Raw genomic sequence first — 24,932 nt, forward strand, 5'->3', positions numbered from 1 at the left:
AATATTCAGTCTCCTGTGGGGAAAGGGAGAATCCCCTTATTTTGTTTATTTTCATTTACAATATATGGTTAATTGTAACGTTCTTCAAACATTCGTTGAAGGTCTTCATGCGCTTCGGCAAATCCTCACAACTTTCGCCCTGCCCACTTCTCATTAAAGTCTTGGATGGTCAAATACACGATTTTTTCAGCGGCTTCTAAACTGCTCAAACTGTTCATCGGTTTTAGGCGTTTCCGAATCTCCTTGATCGTTCGTTCAATCGCATTGGTCGTGTAAATCACACTTCGAATACTGTTTGGATAGTCCATAAATGTGAGGAGAACATCCAGCTCATTGGTCCAAGATTGGACTTCTCTCGGATATTTGCTGGACCATTTCAACTCAAACTGTTGAAACAGCTCCAGTGCGATTTCTTTATTCGGAGATCGATAAATGAGTTTCAGATCCTCCGCCATTTCGAATTGGTCTTTTTTCCGAACACGATTGAGCGTGTTACGAACTTTATGAACGACACAACGCTGCACATCGGCTTTCGGATAAACCGTCTTAAAGGCTTCCTCTAAACCCGGTAGTCCATCGATCCGCACAAAAGCACTTCCTTTACGCCTCTTTTGTAGAGGTTTTGAAGAATTTCCTGCCATACATAGGGCTTTCTTGTCCTCCCACAAAGAAATCAAGAATTTCGCGATATCCTTCTTCATTCACACCTAACACCACATAAATGACTTCTTTCTCAACGGTATCACGACGAAGTTTTATGTATAAGCCATCCAAATATAAGATCGAATATCGCTTTTGTAGAGGACGTGTGTGCCATTTCGCAATGTCTTCCTTGACCACATCTGTGATATGACTAATCGTCGTTGGAGAATAGGCATTTCCTAGAATTCGTTCAATAAACTTGCCAATCTCACGTGTGCTCATGCCACTTTGATACATCTTGATGATGGCTTCCTCGAGCCAGCCAGTATGACGTGGGTAAGGGGCAAACAGCTGCGTTTGAAATTCTCCGTTTCGGTCTCTAGGGACCAAAAGACCTTCAATCCGGCCATATTGTGTATCTAGATTTCGTTGATAGTAGCCGTTTCTCATATTCGACGTTCCGGCCTGTTCTATTTCGAGGAAATTCTTGATTTCTTCCCGCATGATCAGTTCTAATTTTTCCTTTACAAACTGACGAATGGCGTTTCCAGTTGATTGACCCAGTCTAAATTCGGTATACTTTTAGACATAGGTAGGGTTCTCCTTTCTCTGGAATGTGTTGGTCCAAATCAGAGAATACCCTACCTTTTTTCTTTTGATCTAGCAAAATGCTTTACACAAAATTTTATACATCTATCTTAAAGAATGTTGTTGATTTTCTTATTCAGCTAATGGGGCAGGTTAGTTGAAGAAGGAATTAGTGTTTCCAATGTTGAATTATTTAAGATTGAAAACAAATACCTTTCGGAGGCTTCATTATGAAAATTTTTAGATTTGATAAAGAAGTTGGTGCAAAAATAACAAAATACAATTCGGACTTAGCGATTTATACAAGAATTATAAAAACAAGTGAACCTTCTATTCTTGGTTGTATGTATATAGAACCTAACGGAGTCGTTGGGTATCACGAAGCACCTGTCCCTCAATTATTTCTGGTGGTTCAAGGGGAAGGTTGGGTAACAGGTGAAGACCGCAAAAGAATTTTTGTAAAAAGAGGAGAATGTGTTTTTTGGGATAAAGGAGAATGGCACGAATCAGGAAGTGATGAGGGAATGACTGCAATAGTGATTCAATCTGAGACTTTAAATCCTGAATCTTTTATGAGAATTAAAGCAACAGAGTAAAAGCGTTTCTTTTTCAGATAACGGGGAGCTTGAGTTTAAGAATGAGGATTGCTGGGGCAACTCTTTTTTCTTATTGAACAAACGGGTTGTATAATTCAACAATATAATTTTCGAAAAATTCCTATAAATAATAGGTTGAATAATATACAAAAGAAAATGTTGTTGGTCATAATTAAAGACTTAGATTTGTTTGCTGAGAAATTGAACGGATGAATTTGGAGTTTTTTGTAGATAGCTAAACCATTACAAGAAGGGGATATTTCATGAATGAACTAAGAAAAATTTTAATGAGCGATCCGATAGTTTCCTCAATTAATGTACATCCTTCTCAAGAACCATTTGTTGACCTTGTTCACTTTGATCCAGATATTGTTGTAGATCAATCTCTTTCTAACAGGAGTCGTTACTTTTCTTTTGTCCGCTTTTCAGTAGCTAATAAACTTTCCTTGGCTAAAAGATTTCTTCCAAAAGGTATTCGTTTTTTAATTAAGGAAGGATACAGACCTTTACATATTCAACAGCGAGCCTTTGAGAGGGCATTGCAAAGGGTAAAAGAAAATTCTTCAAATCAAGATTTAGATTATTTAATGGCTGAGGCATCAAAATACGTAGCACCTCCTAATGTAGCTCCTCATCCTACAGGTGGTGCAGTAGACTTAACCCTAATTGACTCAAATGGTATCGAATTGGATCTTGGTACACCATTTGATGCCATACCACAAGAAACTGACTACGCAACTTTTTTTGATGCAACAAACATCACCGTACAAGCAATTCAAAATCGTCAGATTCTTGCACACGCTCTTCAGTCTGTTGGTTTTGTTAACTACTTTACGGAATGGTGGCACTGGTCATACGGTGACAGATACTGGGCTGTAATGACTAACGCGGATCAAGCCCTTTATAATCCCGTTTCAGAACAAGAATTGTTTAATCTATTGCAAAAGGCATAACTAGAACAAAAGTGGAATAAACAAACCAGAAAATAATCAACCTTTTTACTTCAGCTAACGGGTCAGGATAGTTGAGCAAGGTCTTGGGTTATAGAATTCAAATAATAGGGAGGGGTTGCAGTGAAAAAAATCATAGGTTTAATTGTTGTAATAACAACAATTTTACTTTTTGTAACGAAATCGCTTTATGTAGAATGGGCAGAGTTATTTATCATAATTGGTTCATTATCAGTTATTTCTATAATTTTCAACAAACAGCAGATTAGATTTAGTGTTATTTTAGGTAGTTCAGCTATTATAGGATTTTTGTTTTGCTTAGTATTTGGATTAATTGATTTAATAGCAGACCATTTTATGTATTTCCTTCCAACAGGAAATGAAGATGGAATGCCTTTAACTTTAGGAATGAAGATTAATGAGTACAGTGACGATTTATTTGTTGCCAGTTTAATATCAATGATTTCTGTATTAACAATCTCTATTTTGGCATCTTTGATTTTAAAATTTACTACTAAAAATCATAAAGTTGGTTTTTAACTAACGGGTGCGATAGTTGAACAAGACTGACAAAAAAGACCGATTTATTCGGTCTTTAAATCTTAAATTTCGTCATGGCCCGATCCATTGAGTCCTGGTTGACACCGATGTATTTTAATGTGATAGCTGGCGATGAATGATTAAAGATTTCTTGCAGCATTGCCACATCTTTGGTCTGCTGGTAAAAGTGATAACCGAATGTTTTTCGAAGTGTGTGCGTGCCGATTTCGTCCAAGTGGAAGCGTTCGGCTGCCTTCCGTAAGATTTTGTAGGCCATGCTACGGCCAATAGGCTTATTTCGCCCATTGCGGCTTTTAATTAAGTATTCATCATCCTTTTTTCCTTCAATGTACCGATTTAGCTCCCGCTTCAATGATGGAGTAATACGAATCCGCTTTTGCTTGCCTGTTTTCTTCTCACGAATGCTAATATGTGTACCCTTCACATCGCCGACTTTAAGCTTTAAAATGTCTGAAATACGAAGCCCTGTATTGATGCCAATTAAAAACAGCAAATAATTACGTTCATTATGTTCTTTTAAATACCTTTTTATTGCCTCAACCTTCTCTGGATCACGAATCGGTTGAACAAAGTTCATGATGAAATCACCTCACTTTCTTCCTTTTTATATACTTCAATTTTGAGAGCAAAAGCGAGCTTATAGAATGCGCGTGATTTGATGCGATAATATTTACGCTCGCTCATGCCAAGGTCATTGTAGATTTCATAATCAAATACATCGTCTTCCGTCATATAACGACGGATGAGAATCGCACGTTCCCAGTATGACTGCCATCACTATCCGCTTGATATATTCGCTACGTTCCCGCTCATAGTCAGCATTACTAATGGCCATTTCTTCGGTTGAGGAATGGAATTTGTTTGTATTTGAAGGGGGAACGAGCGAATATTGCTGGGTAACTTTAGGCAGCTTGTCCAATGACTGAGTAAGCAGAAAAACACGATACTTCTCCAATGCCGCTTCAACTGCTTTTTTCGTAGCGTCACGGTCAATTTCACACAGGATAAACTCTAATTGCTTTTCCATTTTCTCAACCTCCGAAATGAATAATTAGCGTTGACGGAAAGCGCCGCCTTTGGAACGACGATAAACAGGTCGATTGACACCCATTAACTCTCTTAATTCGCGTTCGGTAAAGCTTTCTTTTAAGCGTTTTGTTTTAGCCTCTTTCTTATGCTTGTTGGATCTTTGCATGAACTTAGTAGCTTTAACCCAATTTTGTAACTGTTGCTGAATGGTTCTCATGGTATATTCCTCCAATCATTTTTGATAAAAAGAAAAGAGGACACCAATCATACAGAGATAGCCATGCTACTCTGTACAATCAGTGTCCTCACGCTCTCGGTCTTGGACATATTTGGTTTTATTTCCATTATATCAAGCAGTTCGTTGATGTAAAAGTTTATCAATATAAGCAATTCCCTTTGCGGTGATATATGTTTGCGGTTTATTAATCACCTGGTCGCCCATTTGAATCGGCTTTTCCTTGACGACAAAATAACCGCGATCGATATATTTTTGATAAGGGGTATTGTCGCTCATGAGCAATCCCATTTGGCGAAGCTTCTTGAAAAAGTTATTGCGACCATATCCTAAAATTTTTGCAACCTCTCCAACCTTCTGATAATTTTCGCCACTTATAAAGCGATCATAGGATTCCACTTTAGGCTCGTCCCGCTCGATTTTTTCTTGTAGATCTGCAGCAAGACGAAGAGCTTCACTAAATGTCTTTGGAATCTGTAAGCTATAGCTTCCGGTTTTGCGAATTGACGGGATGACTTCATGGGTAATCCATCTCTTAAACTTCTTCGCTTCTGGCTTATTGCTAGTTAGGATCAATGAATATAAACCAGCCTCGTTTACGATGGTCATTTGTTGGTGACGTCCGAGCGAATCGGTGAGGTAAACTTTACTTACCTCATCTTCATCGAGTCGAGATACTGCTACTTTATGATTCGAATGATTTAATACATCACAGACATCTTTCGCTACAAACCAAACTTCCCATCTTTTATAATCGTGCGCACCTGGTTACCGCTATAAGTGAATACTTGTGGTAGTTGATTCATAAAATCCACTCCCCTCTTACATTTTTAGCCTAATCATTCAGGAAGCATAAATACCAATTGTTTTACCACTTTACCCCCTCCCATGTGTTATAATCGATTTGAAAACTTTCCAACAAAAGGCTTTTTTCTAAACGCCGGGAGAAGTCCTGGCTTTTTGTTTTTTTGGTTCTGTTAAAGTATAATGATGGATTTTCGAACTGTTCATTAAGCAGTTTTGCTCTCTTTTCTCTTTAACTGTTCAATCAATTCCTGTTAATTAACAAACGCCTAAGTTACTTCATACAATATTCAAAAAAATGGAGTTGTTCTTCATGGCAAAATGGATTGATGTATCTACATCACAACATCAATTAAAACTTTTTGATGGAAACAGGCTTATAAAAGCTTACCCAATTGCAGTTGGAAAAATATTGTCACCAACACCTTCTGGGACATACACGATTATCAATAAACAACGTAATCCCGGTGGACCATTTGGAGTGCTTTGGATGGGATTGTCAAAACCTCATTACGGTATACACGGAACAAATAACCCAGCTTCAATCGGCAAAAATGTCTCACATGGATGTATTAGAATGTTTAATCATGATGTTCTAGAATTATCATCTAGAGTTCCAATTGGTACTAGGGTTTTTATTCATAAATGACTCTGTTAATCTCGCCTCCTTTACTGCATATATAGATTCAAGTTGAGTTTCCGACATATCTCATCATGAATAGAAGAACGCTTTTCTGCCATAGGCGGCAAGATTTTTCTTGCCGCCTCGGCATGCTAGAAGCATGCCGATCCCGAACGCGAAACGCATGGCAGACAAATTCATTTGTCTGATGGCGTTTTCGTTCGGGAGAGTGGCAGAAAAGCTTGTTCATGTCGGAAAATTAGGTTTATCACATATAGTTTGTGTCTGCTTCTCAACACAATGCTTATTTTGTTTCCTCACTGTTTCAAAAAATCATAAATATCTGTTTGCCCTTTCGGAACGACGAACTGTGATGCTCTTGCTTCTGCTACTTTCGCTTTCCTCTGGATTCAACGAGAACAAGTACTTTTCGAGTCAAATAATGTAGTTCTGGTCAAATGACAAAAAATAAAGCGCAACCCCTTGAAGAACAAGGTTGTTGCGCTTTTGTGTTTACATCACTCTCTTGAACATCTTCTCCAACTCATATGTGGAAAAATGAATGATAATCGGACGGCCGTGCGGGCATGTGAATGGGTCAGACGTTTTTCGAAGCGATTCGAGCAACGCGAAAATTTCATCATTTCGCAAATATTGATTTGCTTTTATGGACTGCTTGCAGCTCATTAAAATGGCGGCTTTTTCGCGCAGTTGTTTCAAATCAACTTTTTTCATCGTCAATACTTGTTCGATCATTTCTTCAATAATTGCCGCTTCTTCTCCTTTTGGAAACCATTGCGGATGCGAACGGACGATAAAGCTGTTATGGCCGAACGGTTCAAGGAAAACGCCGCATTTTGCTAATTCCTCGCGGTGTGCGTCAATCAGCAAATACTCGTTTGTTGAATATTGAAACGTCAGCGGTACAAGAAGTTCTTGTACTTCGTTCGTTACTTCACCGAGCTTTTCGCGAAAATATTCGTATTTAATCCGCTCTTGAGCGGCGTGTTGATCGATGATGTACAACCCGTTTTCGTTTTGCGCCAAAATGTAGGTGCCGTGCATTTGCCCAATCGGGTAAAGCGGCGGAATTCTTTCTTCTTGTCGATGTTCCTCTTCTTGCCATTCTACTGTTGGATTCGGTTCAAACTCGATTGGCTCTTCGTGATCATGGTCAACCTGTTCTTCTGTTTGAGAGACTTCTTCTGTCTGAGAGACGATTTCTTCTTTTTCTTCTAGGAACAACGTGCCGACTGCTTTTTCGACTGTTGGATGCTCGTTTTTTTCTTGTTTCAATAAAGCCGAAACAATCGGAGTTGTAACATCCGGCTCCTTTACGACATGCTCAAACGAAAACGTTTGTTGTTCTGTTTTCGGTTTTTCCGGCCGTTTTACGGTCACTTCCGGTATTAATGTTTTTGATTGAAACGCTTGGTGAATGGCCTGTTTCACAAGTTCGTTTAATTCCGCTTCTTTACTAAAACGCACTTCTAATTTCGCGGGATGTACATTGACATCAACAAGAAGAGGATCCATGGTAATGCTTAAAAAAGCAATCGGATGACGCCCAATCGGCAACAACGTATGGTAGCCCTCTTCAATCGCCTTATACAGCGGATAATTTTTTACATACCGCCCGTTGACGATCGTCGTCATATAGTTGCGAGAAGCGCGTGTCACCTCAGGCAATGAAATATAGCCCTCTAATGTAAAATCGAGCGACTCCGCATGAAGAGGAATCATCTTTTTCGCTACATCCATTCCATAAATCGCGGCTAATACTTGACGAACATCTCCATTTCCATTGGTGTAAAACAGTTGTTTTCCGTTATGTTTTAAACGAAAAGAAATGTTCGGATGGGCAAGGGCCAGCCGGTTGATTACATCGACGACATGGCCGAGCTCTGTATGAATCGTCTTCATATATTTCAACCGAGCGGGAGTATTGAAAAATAAATGGGATACGGTGATATCCGTTCCTTTTCGACTGCTTGTCCGCCCATGCTCGACAAGTTCGCCGCCTTTGAATACAACGAACGTACCCGCCTCTTTTCCTGTGCTTGTTTTCAGTTCAAGATGGGAAACGGAAGCGATGCTCGGCAATGCCTCTCCTCGGAAACCGAGCGTACAAATGCGAAACAAGTCGCTTTCATCTTTAATTTTGCTTGTCGCGTGCCGTTCGAACGCAAGAAAACAATCCTCTTCTTCCATTCCTTCTCCATTATCAATGACGCGAATTTTGGTTAACCCCGCTTCTTCCAACTCTACTTCAATGATGGTGCTGTTGGCATCAATCGCATTTTCAACGAGCTCTTTCACAACAGAGGCTGGCCGTTCAACAACCTCGCCAGCCGCGATTTTATTGGCAAGCGCATCATCGAGCTTATGAATTTTTCCCATCATCTCCCTCCTTTCACTTTAATAGTTTTTGAATTTCATACAATTTGTTCATCGCTTCAAGCGGAGTCATATCCAATAAATCGAGCGATTGAATTCGCTTGATTGCTTCTTTTTCTTTTTTCGATAAAGGTGCTTCCTCTTTTACTTCTTTTACTTCTTCAAACATGCTCAATTGCTCAAATTTCGGCTCCGTTTCTGCAACAGCCGCAGCGACAGGATGACTGTTGTTTTCAAATTGATGCAAAATTTCTTTTGCGCGCTCAATGAGCTCTTTCGGCAATTGCGCCAGCTCCGCTACATGAATACCATAGCTTCGGTCGGCCGGACCTTCTTCAATTTTATGAAGAAAGATCACTTTCCCATTTTCTTCGATGGCACGAACGTGAATATTTTTAACCTTCTCTAATTTTTCTTCTAGTGACGTCAACTCATGATAATGGGTACTAAATAACGTTTTTGCGCCGATTTTATCGTGAATGTATTCAATGATGGCTTGAGCTAAAGCCATTCCATCATATGTCGATGTTCCCCGTCCGATTTCATCAAATAAAATTAAGCTGTTTTGCGTTGCGTGAACAATCGCGTTTCTCGCCTCTAACATCTCAACCATAAATGTACTTTGACCAGAAACTAAGTCATCGGCCGCACCGATGCGGGTAAATACTTGATCAAAGATCGGTAAAATCGCTTCTTTCGCCGGAACAAAGCAACCGATTTGGGCCATGATCGCCGTAAGTGCAATTTGGCGCATGTACGTGCTTTTTCCAGACATATTTGGTCCCGTAATCAAGAGCATTTCCCGCTCTTCGTTCATGTAGCAATCGTTCGGAACATAAATGTGCGCTCCAAGCACTTTTTCAACGACTGGATGGCGCCCTTCTTTAATCACAAGTTCGCGATTGGTTGAAAAACGCGGTTTGCAATAGTTTCGTTCTTCACTTACTGTCGCAAAACATTGCAGTACATCTAATTCGCTAATCATTTTGGCTAGTTTTTGCAAACGGGAAATATATTGTTTGACTTCCTCGCGAATTTGAACAAATAGCTCATATTCCAGTTCAATGCTTTTTTCTTCCGCTTCTAAAATAAGCGCCTCTTTTTCTTTTAACTCTTTTGTCACGAACCGCTCGGCATTGGCCAATGTTTGTTTTCGCTCATAACGCCCTTCCGGCAATAAGTGAAGGTTTGCTTTCGTCACTTCGATATAATAACCGAATACGCGGTTATAACCGATTTTTAACGATTTAATTCCTGTTAATTCACGTTCTTTGCTTTCAAGTTGGGCAATCCATGACTTTCCATTTCGGCTGGCGTCACGAAAACGATCGAGCGTTTCGTTGTAACCATCCTTGATAATTCCTCCTTCTTTCACCGAAAGAGGCGGATTTTCTTCAATCGCTTTTTCTAATAATTCAACAAGCGATTCGCACGGATCGAGCGCTTGTGCCAATGCTTGTGCACTGTCGTCGTTCAACTTAGCAATCACTTCTTGAATCGCTGGCACTTGTTTTAATGATTTTTTTAATTGAATTAAATCGCGTGCATTGACGTTTCCAAACGCAACCCGACCGGCTAATCGCTCTAAATCATATACTTCTCGAAGAAGCTCGCGCAGTTCTTGCCGTTCAAAATAATGGTTCATCAGCAGTTCAACCATGTTTAAACGCTGTTCGATTTTTTGTCGATCTAATAATGGGCGATCAATCCACTGTTTAAGAAGACGTCCTCCCATCGCTGTCATCGTTTCATCTAGCAACCATAAAAGGGAGCCTTTTTTTCCTTTCGTGCGAATCGTTTCCGTTAGTTCAAGGTTGCGCTTAGAGTAGAGATCCATCTTCATATATTGATTCACTTCGTAAAGATCGACAGGCTGTAAATGATCAAGGCTTCGTTTTTGCGTTTTGATTAAATAGTTTAATAAACGGCCAAACGTCACTTGCAGTTTATTTTGTTTGAGCGAAGAGGCAATCGATTGAAAAGATGGTGGAATGGTTGTTTCATCTTCATAGGAAATCGTTAGCTCGTATCGCTCTTTTAACTGTTTGCATTCCTCTTCGGAAAATGTAGTAGAAACGACAATCTCTCGTGTTCCGATCGAATAAATTTCGTTCATCACTTCTTCGAACGAACTGAGTAAGGTCATTCGATTTTCCCCTGTTGATAAGTCTGTATAAGCAAAGCCGTACGTCCCATCTTCAAAAGCGGTTAATGTCGCTAAATAGTTGTTTGCTTTTTCTTCTAAACTTTTTCCTTCCATCACCGTTCCCGGCGTAATCAATTGTACAACTTCACGGCGAACGACACCTTTTGCTGTTTTTGGATCTTCGACTTGTTCACAAATGGCTACTTTATATCCTTTTTCAATCAATCGCTCAATGTACATTGCCGCCGAATGATACGGGACGCCGCACATCGGCACGCGCTCTTCGCCCCCACCGTCGCGGCTTGTGAGCGTAATTTCTAATTCTTGTGATGCTTTGATTGCATCTTCAAAAAACATTTCATAAAAATCGCCAAGACGAAAAAATAAAAAGGCATCTTTGTATTGTGCCTTAATCGCTAAGTATTGCTGAATCATCGGTGTATATGTTGCCATTTCATTTTCCTCCAACCGCACAAATCTTTCAACTTTATTTATTATAACAAAAAATAAAAACTAGGAAGTAGTATTCCTAGTTTTTATTATGAGTCAAGTTTTTGTGGAGGATCCTTCCGCTTTTCTACCACGGTCTACCAAAAAAACTTCCCATCAACATTTTGCTCAGTCTAGTTTTTAGTGCTCTCTTCTGCAATAAGCTCCGCATCTAATCCTTCTAATTCTTCATCAATTTCTAAATCAAAATCTTGATCATCTTCTTGCGGTGAATTAACAATAGCAATACGGACTTTTGTTTCTCCAATCACTTCGGCAATAAATTCTCTCTCGACTTGAACAACAATTTTATTGCCATTCGGTGCAATCGTACACTCTAAGCAATTTGGTTGCTGAATAACGCGAGCAAGCACTTCTTGATCATCGCTGATTAACTCTTCACTGCGATATTTTAACGGTACAGTGTCTGTGTAAGAAACCGTTTCTGTGACAACTTCCGTTTTGGTGTTATCGTTGTAAGAATACCAAACGTTCACATCATACCTGCCGTGAATTTCCACAGTGCGATCGTTCTTTCTCGCTTCATAACGATGATTAATAATCCAACATCCTAAAATGCTCGTTGGACGATGCTGTGACGAAACCGTATGAGTGGATTGTGTAAATTTACGTCCTTTGCCAACAACTGCCTTTGTAATAATCTCTCTGTAATCAGACATGTGAGCAAACCCTCCTCAAATCAATCTTCATTTTATCCTATGCAACCATCTCGTCTAATGTGTACATATAAATAGATCATCATTCCGTATAGTTCATTGTATGCAGCACTTGTAAAATATGTGCCTAATAAGACCAATTAAATTCAATCATAAAAAAAAAACGCTTTTCTGCCCCGAACGTAAAACGTATAGCGGACAAATTCATTTGTTCGTTTTCGTTCGGGAGATTGGCAGAAAAGCTTGTTTATGTTAGCGAACTTCATAAAAAAAAGATGCTCTTTAAGAGCATCTTTAATGACAGCTGCCGCAGCTGCGATTTTTCATTTGTGCACCTGTTTCCCCACGCAACAGATCGCCGCCTGTCGATGTAATGATCTCGTCTGTCACTGTTTTTGAAATGGTGGAAGAAACTAGCTGCAATAAATCGTTGACTTCCATTTGCGATTGTTTAAACTCGTCCACGATTGGAATTTGTGAAAGTTCTTCATAAATGGCATCAATTTCAGCTTCTACTTTTTTTAGCGCTTCTGTTTTTCCATAATGTTGTAAATTCACCGCTTGCTTTTGTAATGATTTGATTTTGGCAATGAGCGTGCGCACTTTTTCATTTTCATGAATTTTTGCTTCCGCCCGTTTAAAAAAATCCACTTCTTCTGTTTCCGCAATCATTTTGGCCAACTCGCGCGCTTTCGCTACAATGTCATCTTTCGTATACTTTGCCACGTTATTTCACCTCAATCGCTTCTTCTACCATTTCCCCGTTTAATGTCCACGTTTTCGCTTCGGTGATGCGCACTTTAACAAGTTTACCAATCGCTGATTTCGGACCTGTGAAGTTGACGAGCTTGTTTTTGCGCGTATAACCAGCAAGGACATCCGGATTGTTTTTGCTTTCGCCTTCTACTAATACTTCGACAATCTTACCTTCATATTCCTTCATTTTTTTCGCAGAAATTTCATTGACTAGCGCATTCAATCGTTGCAAGCGCTCTTTCTTCACTTCCATCGGCACATTATCAACCATTTTCGCCGCTGGCGTTCCTTCACGCGGAGAATAAATAAACGTATAAGCAGAATCAAACTCTACTTCGCGGTAAAGTGATAATGTTTCTTCAAACTGCTCTTCCGTTTCATTTGGGAAACCGACAATAATGTCCGTTGTTAATGCCACATCTGGAATCGCTGCTTTAATTTTGCGCACGAGTTCTAAATATTGTTCGCGTGTATATTTGCGCGCCATCATTTTCAAAATTTCAGAGCTTCCTGATTGCACTGGTAGATGAATGTGCTCCACTAAGTTGCCGCGTTTTGCCAACACTTCAATGAGGCGATCGTCAAAATCGCGCGGATGGCTTGTCGTGAAACGAATGCGCGGAATATCGATTTTACGCAACTCGTCCATTAAGTCGCCTAAGCCATATTTCATATCTGTAAAGTCTTTTCCGTATGCATTGACGTTTTGGCCGAGAAGCGTGATTTCTTTATACCCTTGCGCCGCTAACTGACGAACTTCTTGAATAATATCTTCTGGACGACGGCTTCGTTCTTTCCCGCGCGTATAAGGGACGATACAGTACGTACAGAATTTATCGCAACCGTACATAATGTTGACCCATGCCTTAATGTTTCCTTTGCGCACTTTTGGCAAGTTTTCAATGACGTCGCCTTCTTTTGACCATACTTCGACAACCATTTCTTTTGACATGTACGCTTCTTTCAAAATGTACGGAAGGCGATGAATGTTATGCGTACCGAAAATCATATCAACGTATTGGAATTGTTTTAAAATTTTGTTGACAACGGACTCTTCTTGCGACATGCAGCCGCACACACCAAGAAGCAAGTCCGGATTTTTCTGTTTCAGCGGTTTTAAGTGACCAATCTCTCCAAATACTTTGTTTTCAGCGTTTTCACGAATCGCGCATGTGTTTAATAAAATGACGTTTGCATCTTCCGGACGATCCGTTGGCTCATAACCGAGAGCCATAAAAATTCCTGCCATTACTTCGGTGTCGTGTTCATTCATTTGACAGCCGTACGTACGAATATAAAATTTGCGTCCGATTCCCATTCCTTTAAGCTCTTCAGGAATGGTAAAGTCTTTATGGTATTTAACCTCTTCTTTCCCGCGTTTTTTCGCCTCTTTTAAGTTTGGCGGAATAAAAACGGTTGAAAAGTACTTTTCATAATCCTTGCTTGTTTTTTGTTTTAAACGCTCTAAATTTCCTTGCGCATCCAAAGCGGATTTTTTGTCCGTTGGATGATCAGCGGTTTTAATTTGATCTGTATGTTCGAGTCGTTGTTGTTCGTTCATATTGATTCTCCTTCCTATATTCATAAATTTTGTGCACACTAACATAGTATATTATTTTAGGACATTTTAAACAATGTTTTTTATAACAAAAACTCCTAAGCACTTCCATGCTTAGGAGTTTCCCATTTACATAAACTCAGCTACGAGTTCGTCAAATTTTTCTTTGCTCATTTTTAAGTCGGCATAAGCCAGTGGTGTTTGACTATAGCCATGCACAAGGTCTTGATATGATTTTTGCTCTTTGTTTTGGTAAATCAGTCCTGTTACTAATCCTTTATGCTTCATCAATGTTTGCATAGCCATTTCTCGATCGGATGGATCATATCCTTCAATTGAGCTAAGGCTTGTTAAGTTTTCTTTAAACCAATCGTATGTGTTCACCTTGTTATAGGTGACGCAAGGGCTAAATACGTTAATCAATGAGAAGCCTTTATGTTTAATTCCTTCTTCAATTAAATACGTTAATTCTTTCAAATCGCTCGAGAAGCTTTGCGCAACGAATGTCGCTCCCGCTGTTAACGCCATTTCCATAACCGAAAGCGCTGGTTCAACCGAACCTTGCGGCGTACTCTTTGTTTTAAAGCCGACATCACTGCGCGGAGATGTTTGTCCTTTTGTTAAGCCGTAAATTTGGTTGTCCATTACGATGTAGGTAATGTCGATATTGCGGCGAATCGCATGAATCGTATGCCCCATTCCGATCGCGAATCCGTCTCCATCGCCGCCAGCAGCAATAACCGTTAAATCACGATTCGCCATTTTGATGCCTTGGGCAATTGGAAGAGCGCGGCCATGCACTCCATGGAAACCATATGAGTTAATGTAGCCGGAAATACGTCCAGAACAACCAATTCCAGAAACGACAACAAGCTCATGCGGCTCAAGTCCCACGTTCGCTGCGGCACGCTGAATCGCTGCTTGTACAGAGAAATCTCCACATCCAGGACACCAGTTCGGTTTTACATTATTACGAAAATCTTTAAATGTCGCCATGTTTAAAACAACTCCTTGCATTTTGTATAAACTTCGTGCGGTAAGAACGGATTGCCGTCATATTTTAAAACGTTGAAAATCTTTTCAGCATGTCCAACGTTCATTTTTAAAATATTGGCAAGTTGTCCTGTCGCATTGTTTTCAACAACAACGACTTTTTTCGCGGACTGCACAAGCGGCAACATTTCTTCCGTCGGGAACGGATGAATGAGACGAACATGCGCATGATTCACTTTTAATCCATCTCGCTCTAGGCGCTCCATCGCCTCTTCAATCGCCCCGCGCGTTGAGTTAAAGCCGACAAGCAACAAGTCTGCTTCTTCATGCTTCACGTTTTTATGAACTGGTGTAGGGAATCGAAGGTTTTTCAACTTACGTAAACGTTTATCCATTTGCGCAATGCGGTTCGCCGCCACTTCAGAAGGACGACCCGTTTCATCATGCTCAACACCTGTCACATGGTGAATACCGTTTTTCATTCCAGGCAAGACGCGTGGTGAGATTCCATCTTCAGTTACCTCATAACGCTTGAAGCACTCTTTATTTTCAAGTTCAGGTAATTCACCTGTTTGTAATTTTCCACGACGAATTTCGATTTTATCATATTCAAGCGGTTCAACCGTTTGTTTACCTAATGAAAGCTGTAAATCGGATAAAACGATGACTGGGCATTGATACTCTTCAGCAAGATTAAACGCTTCAACCATATCGTAAAATGCCTCTTGCACCGTGCTTGGCGCCATCACAATTTTCGGAATTTCACCATGCGTTCCGTAAATCATTGCCATCAAGTCGGACTGTTCTTGCTTTGTCGGCAATCCCGTGCTTGGACCACCGCGTTGCGTATCGACAATGACAACAGGCGTTTCCGTAATTCCTGCTAAACCGATCGCTTCCATCATGAGTGAAAGCCCTGGTCCTGCGGATGCGGTCAATGTACGAACCCCTGCATAGTTAGCTCCAATCGCCATCGTGCACGCAGCAATTTCATCTTCTGTTTGAATAACGGTTCCGCCAAACTCCGGAAGCTTTTTAATTAAATATTCCATAATCTCTGATGCTGGAGTGATCGGATAAGCAGCCATAAAACGCGCGCCGCCTGCCAATGCACCTAAAGCGATCGCATCGTTTCCGATCATAAACATACGCTTTTTGCCATCCGCCTTTTCCAACTTCATCGTTTGAATATTATCGCCAAGCTGTTCACGCATAAATTGCGCACCAGCTTTAATTGCTTCCATGTTCTTTGCAACAACTTGTTCACCTTTGCGACCGAAAATCTCCTGAACGACCTCTTGATATACATTAATATCAAGGTCTAATACTGCACTTGAAGCCCCAACTGCTACCATGTTTTTCATTAAAGCTGTCCCTAATTCAGTAGCAATATCTGTAAATGGAACCGCATACAATGTCGCTCTTGATTCATCTGGAATTGTCGGATTAAACTTTGCATCTGCGATGACAATTCCGCCTTGACGTAACTCATGAAAGTTAAAATCAATCGTCTCTTGGTCAAAAGCTACCAATATATCAAGATCGTCAGCGATCGAACGAACTTGTGTCGTGCTTACACGAATTTTATTGTTCGTATGACCGCCTTTGATTCGAGATGAAAAATGACGATAACCATATAAGTAGTAGCCTAGTCGGTTGAGTGCGATGGAGAATATTTCTCCCGTACTTTCAATACCTTCCCCTTGTTGTCCTCCAACTTTCCATGAAAGTTGACTAATCATTTCTTACACCCCTTTAAGATTCCATCAATTGTAGCGAAATGTTTTACGGTTATAAGTGTAGCACTTTTCGGAAAAAATCACTAGAATTTAAACCGATGATTTTTTAAAAATATTACTAAACGCTTTCATTCTAGCCCTATTGCAAAGAAATTGCAACATATTTGTTACAAAAATATGAATTTTTTTAATCATTATTTCGGCATGCGTTCATAAAAGTTGTGAAAAAGAAACTTCTTAACTTGATCTTCAGAATAATATTTTAATAGTTCGTTGATGAGGTGAGCATAATGTGTAACATTCGCTAGTCCCTCTACCGTATGAGCAATGCCATCAAAATCTGAACCGAAACCGAGATGATTTTCCCCGCCTAGAGAACAAATGTGATCAACGTGCCGCAAAACATCCGCGATCGTCGCTGGCCGCTGATCATTATGTAAAAACTGTGGCACAAATGTCACACCAATGACTCCATTTTTCTGAATGATTGCCCGGATTTGTTCATCGCGCAAATTGCGCGGATGAAGGCAAAGGGAATAAGCATTTGAATGTGAGGCAATCGGATAATCAGCCAATTCAATCACATCCCAAAATGCGCGCTCACATAAATGTGAAAGATCAATCCAGCATTTTTCTTCATTTAGCGTGCGAACGACTTTTTTTCCAAACGCCGTCAGCCCTCCTCCACGCGTCTCCAGTGCCCCGTCAGCCACCATATTCGCATGATTCCATGTTAATCCAACCGAATAAACGCCTAAACGAAGCAGCGTTTTTAGTTGAACGAGGCTCTCGCCGATTGCTTCACAACCTTCAAGCGTTAACATTGCTCCTATTTCACCTTGTTGCAGCGAAGCGATGTCTTTCTTCGAGCGAACCATCTTCATCTTCGGATTAGATAAAATTTGCGTATAAAAACACTCAATCATTTCAAGCGCAACAAAAAAGCGTGACTCAGGACGAACGCTTTCTGGAATGTAGATCGCAAAACATTGTACCGCACTTCCCGTTTGCTGCAGACCTTCATATGTGACATGAAGCGAAGAACTTTTCTGAAACGAAAGCGATGGATCACTGAAAAGGCGAAATAACACATCACAATGAGCATCAAAAAATTTCATATGTACCTCCTGACAAAAATAACCTGTTTGCCAAAGCAAACAGGTTGATCTTCATTTAACGTGGTTCAACGATGAGCTTAATCGCTGTACGCTCTTCACCATCAATTTGAATATCTGTAAAGGCAGGAATGCAAATAAGGTCTACTCCGCTAGGTGCCACAAATCCTCGCGCAATCGCTACTGCCTTAACGGCTTGATTTAATGCACCTGCACCAATCGCCTGAATTTCAGCTGCACCGCGTTCACGCAAAACGCCAGCAAGTGCACCAGCTACAGAATTAGGATTAGATTTTGCTGAAACTTTTAATATTTCCATTTCTAGCTCCTCCTCGTTTTCTTACAATTGCTTGTTAATTGAATTCCACTGTTACTATATATTCTTCAATACCCACGGCTATTCCTGCTTAAATTTTATTTTTTTCAGAAAAATCTTAATAAAAAGATAGAGGAGCTATTCAAAATAAGGGTGGTCGTCATTAATTAGCATTCGTTGAATAGATTTTGCCTTTCCCGTTTTCACATCTACTTCAATCATAACAGCGTTCAATTGTGCACGCCCAGACGTCACTTCGAAACGAACAGGCAAACTCGTTAAAAATTTTCTTAAAACCGCTTCTTTCTCTACGCCTAAAATTCCGTCGTAAGGACCTGTCATGCCAACGTCGGTAATGTAAGCTGTTCCATTCGGCAAAATACGTGAATCTGCTGTTTGAACATGCGTATGCGTGCCGACAACAGCGCTCACGCGTCCGTCCAAATACCAACCCATCGCTTGCTTTTCACTTGTCGCTTCAGCATGAAAATCAACAAAAATGATCGGCGTTCGTTCAGATGCTTCAGCGACTAATTCATCGGCTTTTTTAAACGGACAATCAATCGCTGGTAAAAATGTTCGTCCTTGCAAGTTAATGATCGCTACTTCATATCCTTCCACAGATACATAAACCATTCCTTTTCCAGGAACATCATCTGGAAAGTTCGCCGGACGAATAAGCACTTTTGCATCATCAATGAATTCAAAAATTTCACGGTTGTCCCACGTATGATTGCCAAGCGTAACAGCATGGATTCCGAGTTCTAAAAAACGACGATATATTTTTTCCGTAATTCCCTTTCCTCCTGCTGCATTTTCACCATTGACAATGACAACATTTGGTTTATATTTTGCCTTTAATTTCGGAACATATTGTTCAATCATTTTTCGTCCTGGTTGTCCAACGACGTCACCGATAAATAAAATTTTCATCCTCAAACCCTTTCTATCTGTAAAATTTCCTTCGTCTTCTGTTTCTCAGTTTGGCATAAAACCAATCGTTTGGCAATACATAAAAAGCTGCTCCTAAACGGAGCAGCATCTTATTTTGCATATTCTACAGCTCGAGTTTCACGAATAACCGTCACTTTAATATGACCTGGATAGTCAAGCTCTTCTTCAATCCGCTTGCGAATTTCACGCGCTAAGCGATGAGCTTCTAAATCATCAACCACATCCGGTTTTACCATAATTCGAATCTCTCGTCCCGCTTGAATTGCGTATGATTTTTCGACTCCTTCATACGATTCAGCGATTTCTTCAAGCTTCTCAAGACGACGAATATAGTTTTCTAGCGTTTCGCTACGCGCACCAGGTCTTGCTGCTGAAAGGGCATCCGCTGCCGCAACAAGAACCGCAATAACCGAGGTTGGCTCCGTATCGCCGTGATGTGAAGCAATACTGTTGATCACGACCGGATGTTCTTTATATTTTGTCGCTAACTCCACACCGATCTCAACGTGACTTCCTTCCACTTCATGATCAACGGCTTTACCAATATCGTGAAGCAACCCCGCACGGCGTGCAAGCATCTCATCTTCACCTAACTCAGCTGCCATTAAGCCAGCTAAGAAAGCAACTTCCACCGAATGCTTTAAGACGTTTTGGCCGTAGCTCGTTCGGAATTTTAAACGGCCCAAAATCTTGATCAAGTCCGGATGAAGACCGTGAACTCCTACTTCAAATGTCGTCTGTTCTCCGACTTCACGAATATGTTCATCCACTTCTCTTCTTGCTTTTTCGACCATCTCTTCAATTCTTGCTGGATGAATGCGTCCGTCTTGAACAAGTTTATCTAAAGCAAGTCTAGCTGTCTCGCGACGAATTGGATCAAAGCCTGACAAAATCACTGCTTCTGGCGTGTCATCAATAATTAAATCAATTCCCGTTAACGTTTCGAGCGTACGAATATTGCGACCTTCCCGTCCGATGATTCGACCTTTCATTTCGTCGTTTGGCAAGTTGACAACAGAAACGGTCGTTTCCGCAACATGATCAGCTGCGCATCGTTGAATAGCGAGCGACAAAATCTCTTTTGCCTTTTTATCCGCTTCCTCTTTCGCACGCGTTTCTGCCTCTTTTACCATCAATGCAATCTCATGGGAAAGCTCTTTTTCAACACGCTCTAAAATAATTTGTCGAGCTTCTTCGCGAGTCAAGCTAGAGATGCGCTCTAGTTCCGCTTGTTCTTTTCGAACGATTTCTTCCACTTTGCTTTCCATCTCTTCAATATGCTGTTGTCTTTCATTCAGAGAATCCTCTTTCTTTTCTAACAACGCTTCCCGCTTGTTCAATGCTTCATCTTTTCGATCGAGGTTCTCCTCTTTTTGCAACAATCGGTTTTCCTGTTTTTGCAATTCACTTCTTCGTTCACGAATTTCGCGTTCTGCTTCCGCACGAAGTTTGTGAATTTCATCCTTTGCTTCAAGGAGCGCTTCCTTTTTTAATGCATCTGCTTCACGTTTCGCTTCTTCGATAATTTGCTTTGCAGCGGCATTGGCACCGCCAATCTTTGCCTCAGCAATGGATTTACGAACAAAAAAGCCAACAACTGCACCGACGACTAGGGCAAGCAAAGCGGAGATGATGAGCATCGCATCCATTCCATTCACCTCCTCTTGCTATGGATTAGTTGCTAAATCAATGTCGGCATGTACATTGTCAAAATTTCAATATACAGCATTTACAAAATGCAAAATAATACATGTTCATTTTAAAGGTGGGCTACACGAATGTCAAGGCTTGTCATTGTGGGAAAGCGCTTCATTTGATCGAATTTTTCAAAAAATAAAAAAGAGACACGACATGCGTGCCTCTTTTTTATTCTAGAAAATCTAGTTCGTCTTCGCCATTGTTTGAAACAATCGTTGGGTTAGAAGATGGGATTCCATAATGCTGACGAATTTCTCTAGCGATTTCATCCATAATATGAGGATTTTCTTTTAGGAATTGTTTTGCGTTTTCGCGACCTTGACCAAGCCGCTCATCTTTGTATGAATACCAAGAACCGCTTTTTTGAATAATGTCAAGCTCGGATGCCATGTCGATAATTTCGCCTTCTTTAGAGATTCCTTCTCCATACATAATATCAACATCGGCCGTTTTAAATGGAGGAGCCACTTTATTTTTAACAACTTTTATTTTCGTTTTATTTCCAACCATGTCATTTCCTTGCTTAATTTGCTCTGCTCGGCGAACCTCTAAACGAACAGAGGCGTAGAATTTGAGCGCACGACCTCCTGGGGTCGTCTCAGGGTTTCCAAACATCACACCGACTTTTTCGCGAATTTGGTTAATAAAGATGGCGATCGTTTTTGATTTGTTAATCGCGCCAGATAATTTACGTAACGCCTGTGACATTAATCGCGCTTGCAAACCGACATGAGCATCGCCCATTTCTCCTTCAATTTCTGCTTTTGGAACAAGAGCAGCAACGGAGTCGATAACGATAATATCAACAGCACCGCTTCGCACAAGTGCTTCAGCAATCTCAAGCGCTTGCTCTCCTGTATCAGGCTGAGAAAGCAAAAGCTCATCGATGTTAACGCCTAATTTTTCAGCGTAAACAGGATCTAAAGCGTGCTCCGCATCAATAAATGCCGCTTGACCGCCTTGCTTTTGCACTTCCGCAATCGCATGAAGCGCAACCGTTGTTTTACCAGAAGATTCTGGACCATAAATCTCAATAATCCGTCCTCGCGGATAACCTCCAACTCCTAATGCGATATCAAGAGCGAGCGAGCCGCTAGATACAGTGGAAATTTGTCGATCCGTTTGCTCGCCAAGTCTCATAATAGAACCTTTACCAAATTGTTTTTCTATTTGTTTTAACGCCTGTTCTAAGGCAGCTTGACGATCGTTCACACAAGTTCCTCCTTTGAATTTTCAACTACTATTAATACTATAACTCGTTTTTTTCCATTTGCCAAGCAAAAAACGAATAAATGTTCGCGAAATTATTTTAGCGCTTGAAGTAAGTAATAGCAACCATATTTTGCAGTGCGCATACGAATCATATCACGATTTCCAGCAAGAGTAAGCGGAAACGTCTTTGTCTCCTCTTCCGTAGCGATTCCGATCCATACAGTTCCAACCGGTTTTCCTTCCAATTCGCTCGGTCCCGCGACACCTGTAAAGCTAATGCCGATGTGTGCACGACAAAGCTTGCGCACATTTTCAGCAAGCAATTGAGCGCATCGTTTGCTTACGGCTCCCTCCGTCTGTAATATTTCTTTCGGCACGCCAAGCACATTTTCCTTTATTTCATTTGTATAACAAATCACTCCGCCTTTTACGACCGCAGAAGCGCCTGAAATAGCGGTCAATTGTTCAGCAAACAATCCCCCTGTTAAACTTTCTGCAATCGCGATCGTTTTTCCCTTCTCTTTTAACTTTTCGAGCGTTTTTGAAAATAACGTATCGCCGTTATAGCCATAAAAATAATCGCCCACGCGAGTTAAAATTTTTTTCTCCAATTCTCGAATCATCTTTTTTGCTTCTTCTTCCACACGGTGTTTCGCTGTTATGCGCAACGTCACTTCACCATCAGCCGCTAACGGGGCGATGGTCGGGTTCGTTTGTGCGTCAATGAAATCTTCTATTTCCGCCTCTAGTTGCGACTCACCAATATGGAAAAAGCGCAACACAAGCGATTCGATTTTTTCTTGAACATCTAATGTTTGCAATAAGAAAGGCCGACCATATTTTAAAAACATCGGCTGCATTTCTTTTGGCGGCCCAGGCAATAGCATATATGTCATTTCACCGACCGTTAATGCCATTCCTGGAGCCATTCCATGTTCATTTTTTAGCACGTATGCTCCTTCCAAAACGAGCGCTTGCTTTCGATTATTGGCTGTCATCGTTCGCTTTGTTTTAGCAAAATAGTCACAAATGGAACACCATGCTTCTTCATCGATGACCAACTTTTTGTTCAGCATCTTGGCGATCGTTTCTTTTGTTAGATCGTCTTTTGTCGGTCCAAGTCCACCTGTGAAAATAAGCAAGTTCGACCGTTTTTGCGCAATTTCAATTGCTTGCGCTAATCGAACAGGATTATCGCCAACGACCGTATGATAATACACATCGATGCCTAATTCGGCAAGTTGTTGCGACAAAAATTGGGCATTTGTGTTAGCGATTTGACCGAGCAGCAACTCCGAGCCAACCGCAATAATCTCTGCTTTCATTTCTCCATCCCCTAAAATGATTTATTATTTAGAATGACGAAAAGCATGCATATTTTTTGAGAAATAATCCCAACCTGACCAAATGGTGAAAAAGAGAGCAACCCATAAAGCAATCTTTGCAAAAGGGAACGAAATCATCGAAAATGGAATGTTGTGCAGCAAAAGTGCTGAAATAGCAACAATTTGTGTCCACGTCTTAATTTTGCCAAGCATATTCGCTGCAACAACTTCGCCTTCTCCCGCTAGAACAAGTCGCAATCCTGTTACCGCAAATTCACGGCTGATGATTATAATAACGATCCAAGCAGGAGCTAAACGAAGTTCAACAAGCGCAATCAATGCAGCAGATACGAGCAACTTATCTGCTAACGGATCGAGGAATTTCCCTAAGTTTGTGACTAATTGATATTTTCGCGCATAATATCCGTCTACCCAGTCCGTTGTTGATGCAACAATAAAAATGAGCGCTCCGACAAGATGGGTAATCGGTAAATGTTCTGTTCCAATTTGCACGCTTCCCCAATCAAGCGGAGCCAATAGGACAATTAGGAAAAAAGGAATCAACGTAATTCGAGCAATCGTAATTTTATTTGGTAGATTCACTATACAAACCCTCCAACATGAAACAGTATAAAAAGTCATCTAAAGAAGATGACTTTACCCTTTTTTGTAGATGATTTTTATATCTTGACGTACTTCGCTATTCGGATCGATCGGATATGGAACGATCTCGCCGTTAATTTTGATTTCTGCATTTGGTGCATAACCGATGACTAGCAAAACTTCTGTTTCATTTGTTAAGTCAAATGTTTGTGATTGATTTTCGTACATCATGTTGCGGAAAAACGATTTTCCTTTTGCATTTTTCACTTCAATCCAAGAGTCGCCTTTTGTTGAAATTTCGAGTATAAACTTCTCGCTATCGGTCAATTCAATGGTTGATTCCCGACCGCTTGCTTCCACTACTTGTAAGTTCAATTTTTCTTTTTCTTCTTCTTTTAATTCATCTTGTTGATCGTCTTGTTGAGTTTCCTCTGGTTCTTCAGATTCATCCGATTGTTGGACAATGTTTTTGGATTGTTCAAATTCCGTTGTTTTTTCGATCACTTCATTTCGTGGTTCTTCATTTACATTGCGATTTTGGAAAAAGATCCAAAGCACAACAGCAATCCCGACTACTGCTGTAACAACAAGCAATTTTGGAAGCAAATCAATCAATTTTGCCCCTTTTTCAGAAAGTTGTCGGGATTTTACTCGTGAAAGTTGGCCAGGTAATTCCTCTTCTTGTTGTATGCTTGGAATGTCGTTTGCATACTGCTCAAATAGTTCGTCTGGATCGAGCCCAACCGCTTCAGCATATTGTTTAATAAACGCACGCACATAAAATTTTCCTGGCATGATTGCGTAATTTCCTTCTTCAATGCCAATCAAATATCGCTTTTGAATTTTTGTGATTTCTTGCAAATCATCTAAGCTCATATTTCGTTCTTCTCTCGCTTCTCTTAAACGCTTACCTAATTCTGTCAACGG

The 24,932-nt window shown here is 40.5% G+C and carries 22 protein-coding genes and 3 pseudogenes; 4 read left to right on the forward strand and 21 right to left on the reverse strand.

From position 1 onward, the window contains the following. Positions 1-125 precede the first annotated feature (125 nt). A pseudogene (locus tag EDD69_RS13845) lies at positions 126-1,232 on the reverse strand (IS256 family transposase). 228 nt (positions 1,233-1,460) lie between these two features. On the opposite strand from EDD69_RS13845, the gene EDD69_RS13850 reads away from it, so the two are divergent. The 3 genes from EDD69_RS13850 (at position 1,461) to EDD69_RS13860 (ending at position 3,316) form a co-directional block, all read left to right on the forward strand. Next, a complete protein-coding gene (locus EDD69_RS13850) occupies positions 1,461-1,826 on the forward strand; it encodes a cupin domain-containing protein (RefSeq protein ID WP_132949505.1) in 366 nt (121 codons plus the stop codon). A gap of 263 nt (positions 1,827-2,089) precedes the next feature. Then, positions 2,090-2,779 (forward strand): M15 family metallopeptidase, encoded by a 690-nt coding sequence (locus EDD69_RS13855; RefSeq protein WP_132949506.1) that lies wholly within the window; start codon positions 2,090-2,092, stop codon positions 2,777-2,779. Positions 2,780-2,899: 120 nt separating this feature from the next. Continuing rightward, positions 2,900-3,316 carry a hypothetical protein gene (locus EDD69_RS13860; RefSeq protein WP_132949507.1) on the forward strand — a complete coding sequence of 139 codons (417 nt, stop codon included), beginning with the start codon at positions 2,900-2,902 and terminating at the stop codon, positions 3,314-3,316. A 55-nt stretch (positions 3,317-3,371) separates the two neighbouring features. On the opposite strand, the gene EDD69_RS13865 is transcribed toward EDD69_RS13860, so the two are convergent. From EDD69_RS13865 to EDD69_RS15610, 5 genes and pseudogenes are all read right to left on the reverse strand, one after another. Then, on the reverse strand, positions 3,372-3,914 hold the full coding sequence (locus EDD69_RS13865) for a site-specific integrase (protein WP_132949508.1): 543 nt from the start codon (positions 3,912-3,914) through the stop codon (positions 3,372-3,374). Then, positions 3,911-4,364, reverse strand: a pseudogene (locus EDD69_RS13870) (ArpU family phage packaging/lysis transcriptional regulator). The gene EDD69_RS13865 and the pseudogene EDD69_RS13870 overlap by 4 nt, the downstream one beginning before the upstream one ends. Before the next feature lie 24 nt (positions 4,365-4,388). Continuing rightward, positions 4,389-4,583 (reverse strand): hypothetical protein, encoded by a 195-nt coding sequence (locus tag EDD69_RS13875; RefSeq protein WP_132949509.1) that lies wholly within the window; start codon positions 4,581-4,583, stop codon positions 4,389-4,391. Between the two features lie 132 nt (positions 4,584-4,715). Beyond that, positions 4,716-5,000: a phage antirepressor KilAC domain-containing protein gene (locus EDD69_RS15605; RefSeq protein ID WP_243643130.1), complete on the reverse strand. Its 285-nt coding sequence runs from the start codon at positions 4,998-5,000 to the stop codon at positions 4,716-4,718. A gap of 168 nt (positions 5,001-5,168) precedes the next feature. Next, positions 5,169-5,285, reverse strand: a pseudogene (locus EDD69_RS15610) (phage antirepressor Ant); the annotation flags it as partial. Positions 5,286-5,718: 433 nt separating this feature from the next. Between EDD69_RS15610 and EDD69_RS13885 the strand changes: the two are divergent. After that, positions 5,719-6,054 carry a L,D-transpeptidase gene (locus tag EDD69_RS13885; protein ID WP_132949510.1) on the forward strand — a complete coding sequence of 112 codons (336 nt, stop codon included), beginning with the start codon at positions 5,719-5,721 and terminating at the stop codon, positions 6,052-6,054. Between the two features lie 486 nt (positions 6,055-6,540). Here the strand turns inward: EDD69_RS13885 and mutL are convergent, their stop codons facing one another. The 15 genes from mutL to EDD69_RS13960 form a co-directional block, all read right to left on the reverse strand. After that, positions 6,541-8,427 (reverse strand): DNA mismatch repair endonuclease MutL, encoded by a 1,887-nt coding sequence (gene mutL / locus EDD69_RS13890; RefSeq protein ID WP_132949511.1) that lies wholly within the window; start codon positions 8,425-8,427, stop codon positions 6,541-6,543. Positions 8,428-8,440: 13 nt separating this feature from the next. Further along, complete coding sequence (gene mutS / locus EDD69_RS13895; protein WP_132949512.1) at positions 8,441-11,023, reverse strand: DNA mismatch repair protein MutS; 2,583 nt, start codon at positions 11,021-11,023, stop codon at positions 8,441-8,443. A gap of 170 nt (positions 11,024-11,193) precedes the next feature. Then, entirely contained in the window at positions 11,194-11,739 is a 546-nt protein-coding gene (locus tag EDD69_RS13900; RefSeq protein ID WP_132949513.1) for an outer spore coat protein CotE, read from the reverse strand. A gap of 291 nt (positions 11,740-12,030) precedes the next feature. Further along, positions 12,031-12,462, reverse strand: a complete 432-nt coding sequence (locus EDD69_RS13905; protein WP_132949514.1) for a YlbF/YmcA family competence regulator — start codon at positions 12,460-12,462, stop codon at positions 12,031-12,033. Position 12,463: 1 nt separating this feature from the next. After that, a complete protein-coding gene (gene miaB / locus EDD69_RS13910) occupies positions 12,464-14,053 on the reverse strand; it encodes a tRNA (N6-isopentenyl adenosine(37)-C2)-methylthiotransferase MiaB (RefSeq protein WP_132949515.1) in 1,590 nt (529 codons plus the stop codon). 126 nt (positions 14,054-14,179) lie between these two features. Continuing rightward, complete coding sequence (locus tag EDD69_RS13915; protein WP_132949516.1) at positions 14,180-15,046, reverse strand: 2-oxoacid:ferredoxin oxidoreductase subunit beta; 867 nt, start codon at positions 15,044-15,046, stop codon at positions 14,180-14,182. A 2-nt stretch (positions 15,047-15,048) separates the two neighbouring features. Continuing rightward, the gene (locus EDD69_RS13920) at positions 15,049-16,785 is read right to left on the reverse strand and encodes a 2-oxoacid:acceptor oxidoreductase subunit alpha (RefSeq protein ID WP_132949517.1); all 1,737 of its coding nucleotides are present in this window, start codon (positions 16,783-16,785) and stop codon (positions 15,049-15,051) included. A 191-nt stretch (positions 16,786-16,976) separates the two neighbouring features. Continuing rightward, a complete protein-coding gene (locus EDD69_RS13925; protein ID WP_132949518.1) occupies positions 16,977-17,900 on the reverse strand; it encodes a dipeptidase in 924 nt (307 codons plus the stop codon). A gap of 55 nt (positions 17,901-17,955) precedes the next feature. Next, complete coding sequence (gene spoVS, locus EDD69_RS13930) at positions 17,956-18,216, reverse strand: stage V sporulation protein SpoVS (RefSeq protein ID WP_003181955.1); 261 nt, start codon at positions 18,214-18,216, stop codon at positions 17,956-17,958. A 135-nt stretch (positions 18,217-18,351) separates the two neighbouring features. Further along, the gene (locus tag EDD69_RS13935; protein ID WP_132949519.1) at positions 18,352-19,146 is read right to left on the reverse strand and encodes a TIGR00282 family metallophosphoesterase; all 795 of its coding nucleotides are present in this window, start codon (positions 19,144-19,146) and stop codon (positions 18,352-18,354) included. 110 nt (positions 19,147-19,256) lie between these two features. Beyond that, positions 19,257-20,816, reverse strand: coding sequence for a ribonuclease Y (gene rny / locus EDD69_RS13940; RefSeq protein ID WP_132949520.1), 1,560 nt, complete (start codon positions 20,814-20,816; stop codon positions 19,257-19,259). A gap of 217 nt (positions 20,817-21,033) precedes the next feature. After that, positions 21,034-22,077 carry a recombinase RecA gene (gene recA / locus EDD69_RS13945; RefSeq protein ID WP_132949521.1) on the reverse strand — a complete coding sequence of 348 codons (1,044 nt, stop codon included), beginning with the start codon at positions 22,075-22,077 and terminating at the stop codon, positions 21,034-21,036. 92 nt (positions 22,078-22,169) lie between these two features. Continuing rightward, the gene (locus tag EDD69_RS13950) at positions 22,170-23,402 is read right to left on the reverse strand and encodes a competence/damage-inducible protein A (protein WP_132949522.1); all 1,233 of its coding nucleotides are present in this window, start codon (positions 23,400-23,402) and stop codon (positions 22,170-22,172) included. Positions 23,403-23,426: 24 nt separating this feature from the next. Continuing rightward, a complete protein-coding gene (gene pgsA, locus EDD69_RS13955) occupies positions 23,427-24,005 on the reverse strand; it encodes a CDP-diacylglycerol--glycerol-3-phosphate 3-phosphatidyltransferase (protein ID WP_132949523.1) in 579 nt (192 codons plus the stop codon). 54 nt (positions 24,006-24,059) lie between these two features. Beyond that, positions 24,060-24,929, reverse strand: coding sequence for a helix-turn-helix domain-containing protein (locus EDD69_RS13960; RefSeq protein ID WP_132949524.1), 870 nt, complete (start codon positions 24,927-24,929; stop codon positions 24,060-24,062). Positions 24,930-24,932 lie beyond the last annotated feature (3 nt).

Source organism: Thermolongibacillus altinsuensis, from assembly GCF_004341205.1.
GTDB classification, from domain to species: Bacteria; Bacillota; Bacilli; order Bacillales; family Anoxybacillaceae; genus Thermolongibacillus; species Thermolongibacillus altinsuensis.

Excerpts from the sequence above, each read along its gene's own strand:
- EDD69_RS13850 (WP_132949505.1), top strand. The coding sequence starts at position 1,461 with ATGAAAATTTTTAGATTTGATAAAGAAGTTGGTGCAAAAATAACAAAA.
- EDD69_RS13855 (WP_132949506.1), top strand. The coding sequence starts at position 2,090 with ATGAATGAACTAAGAAAAATTTTAATGAGCGATCCGATAGTTTCCTCA.
- EDD69_RS13865 (WP_132949508.1), bottom strand. The coding sequence starts at position 3,914 with ATGAACTTTGTTCAACCGATTCGTGATCCAGAGAAGGTTGAGGCAATA.
- EDD69_RS13875 (WP_132949509.1), bottom strand. The coding sequence starts at position 4,583 with ATGAGAACCATTCAGCAACAGTTACAAAATTGGGTTAAAGCTACTAAG.
- EDD69_RS13885 (WP_132949510.1), top strand. The coding sequence starts at position 5,719 with ATGGCAAAATGGATTGATGTATCTACATCACAACATCAATTAAAACTT.
- mutL (WP_132949511.1), bottom strand. The coding sequence starts at position 8,427 with ATGGGAAAAATTCATAAGCTCGATGATGCGCTTGCCAATAAAATCGCG.
- mutS (WP_132949512.1), bottom strand. The coding sequence starts at position 11,023 with ATGGCAACATATACACCGATGATTCAGCAATACTTAGCGATTAAGGCA.
- EDD69_RS13900 (WP_132949513.1), bottom strand. The coding sequence starts at position 11,739 with ATGTCTGATTACAGAGAGATTATTACAAAGGCAGTTGTTGGCAAAGGA.
- miaB (WP_132949515.1), bottom strand. The coding sequence starts at position 14,053 with ATGAACGAACAACAACGACTCGAACATACAGATCAAATTAAAACCGCT.
- EDD69_RS13915 (WP_132949516.1), bottom strand. The coding sequence starts at position 15,046 with ATGGCGACATTTAAAGATTTTCGTAATAATGTAAAACCGAACTGGTGT.
- EDD69_RS13920 (WP_132949517.1), bottom strand. The coding sequence starts at position 16,785 with ATGATTAGTCAACTTTCATGGAAAGTTGGAGGACAACAAGGGGAAGGT.
- EDD69_RS13925 (WP_132949518.1), bottom strand. The coding sequence starts at position 17,900 with ATGAAATTTTTTGATGCTCATTGTGATGTGTTATTTCGCCTTTTCAGT.
- spoVS (WP_003181955.1), bottom strand. The coding sequence starts at position 18,216 with ATGGAAATATTAAAAGTTTCAGCAAAATCTAATCCTAATTCTGTAGCT.
- EDD69_RS13935 (WP_132949519.1), bottom strand. The coding sequence starts at position 19,146 with ATGAAAATTTTATTTATCGGTGACGTCGTTGGACAACCAGGACGAAAA.
- rny (WP_132949520.1), bottom strand. The coding sequence starts at position 20,816 with ATGGATGCGATGCTCATCATCTCCGCTTTGCTTGCCCTAGTCGTCGGT.
- EDD69_RS13950 (WP_132949522.1), bottom strand. The coding sequence starts at position 23,402 with ATGAAAGCAGAGATTATTGCGGTTGGCTCGGAGTTGCTGCTCGGTCAA.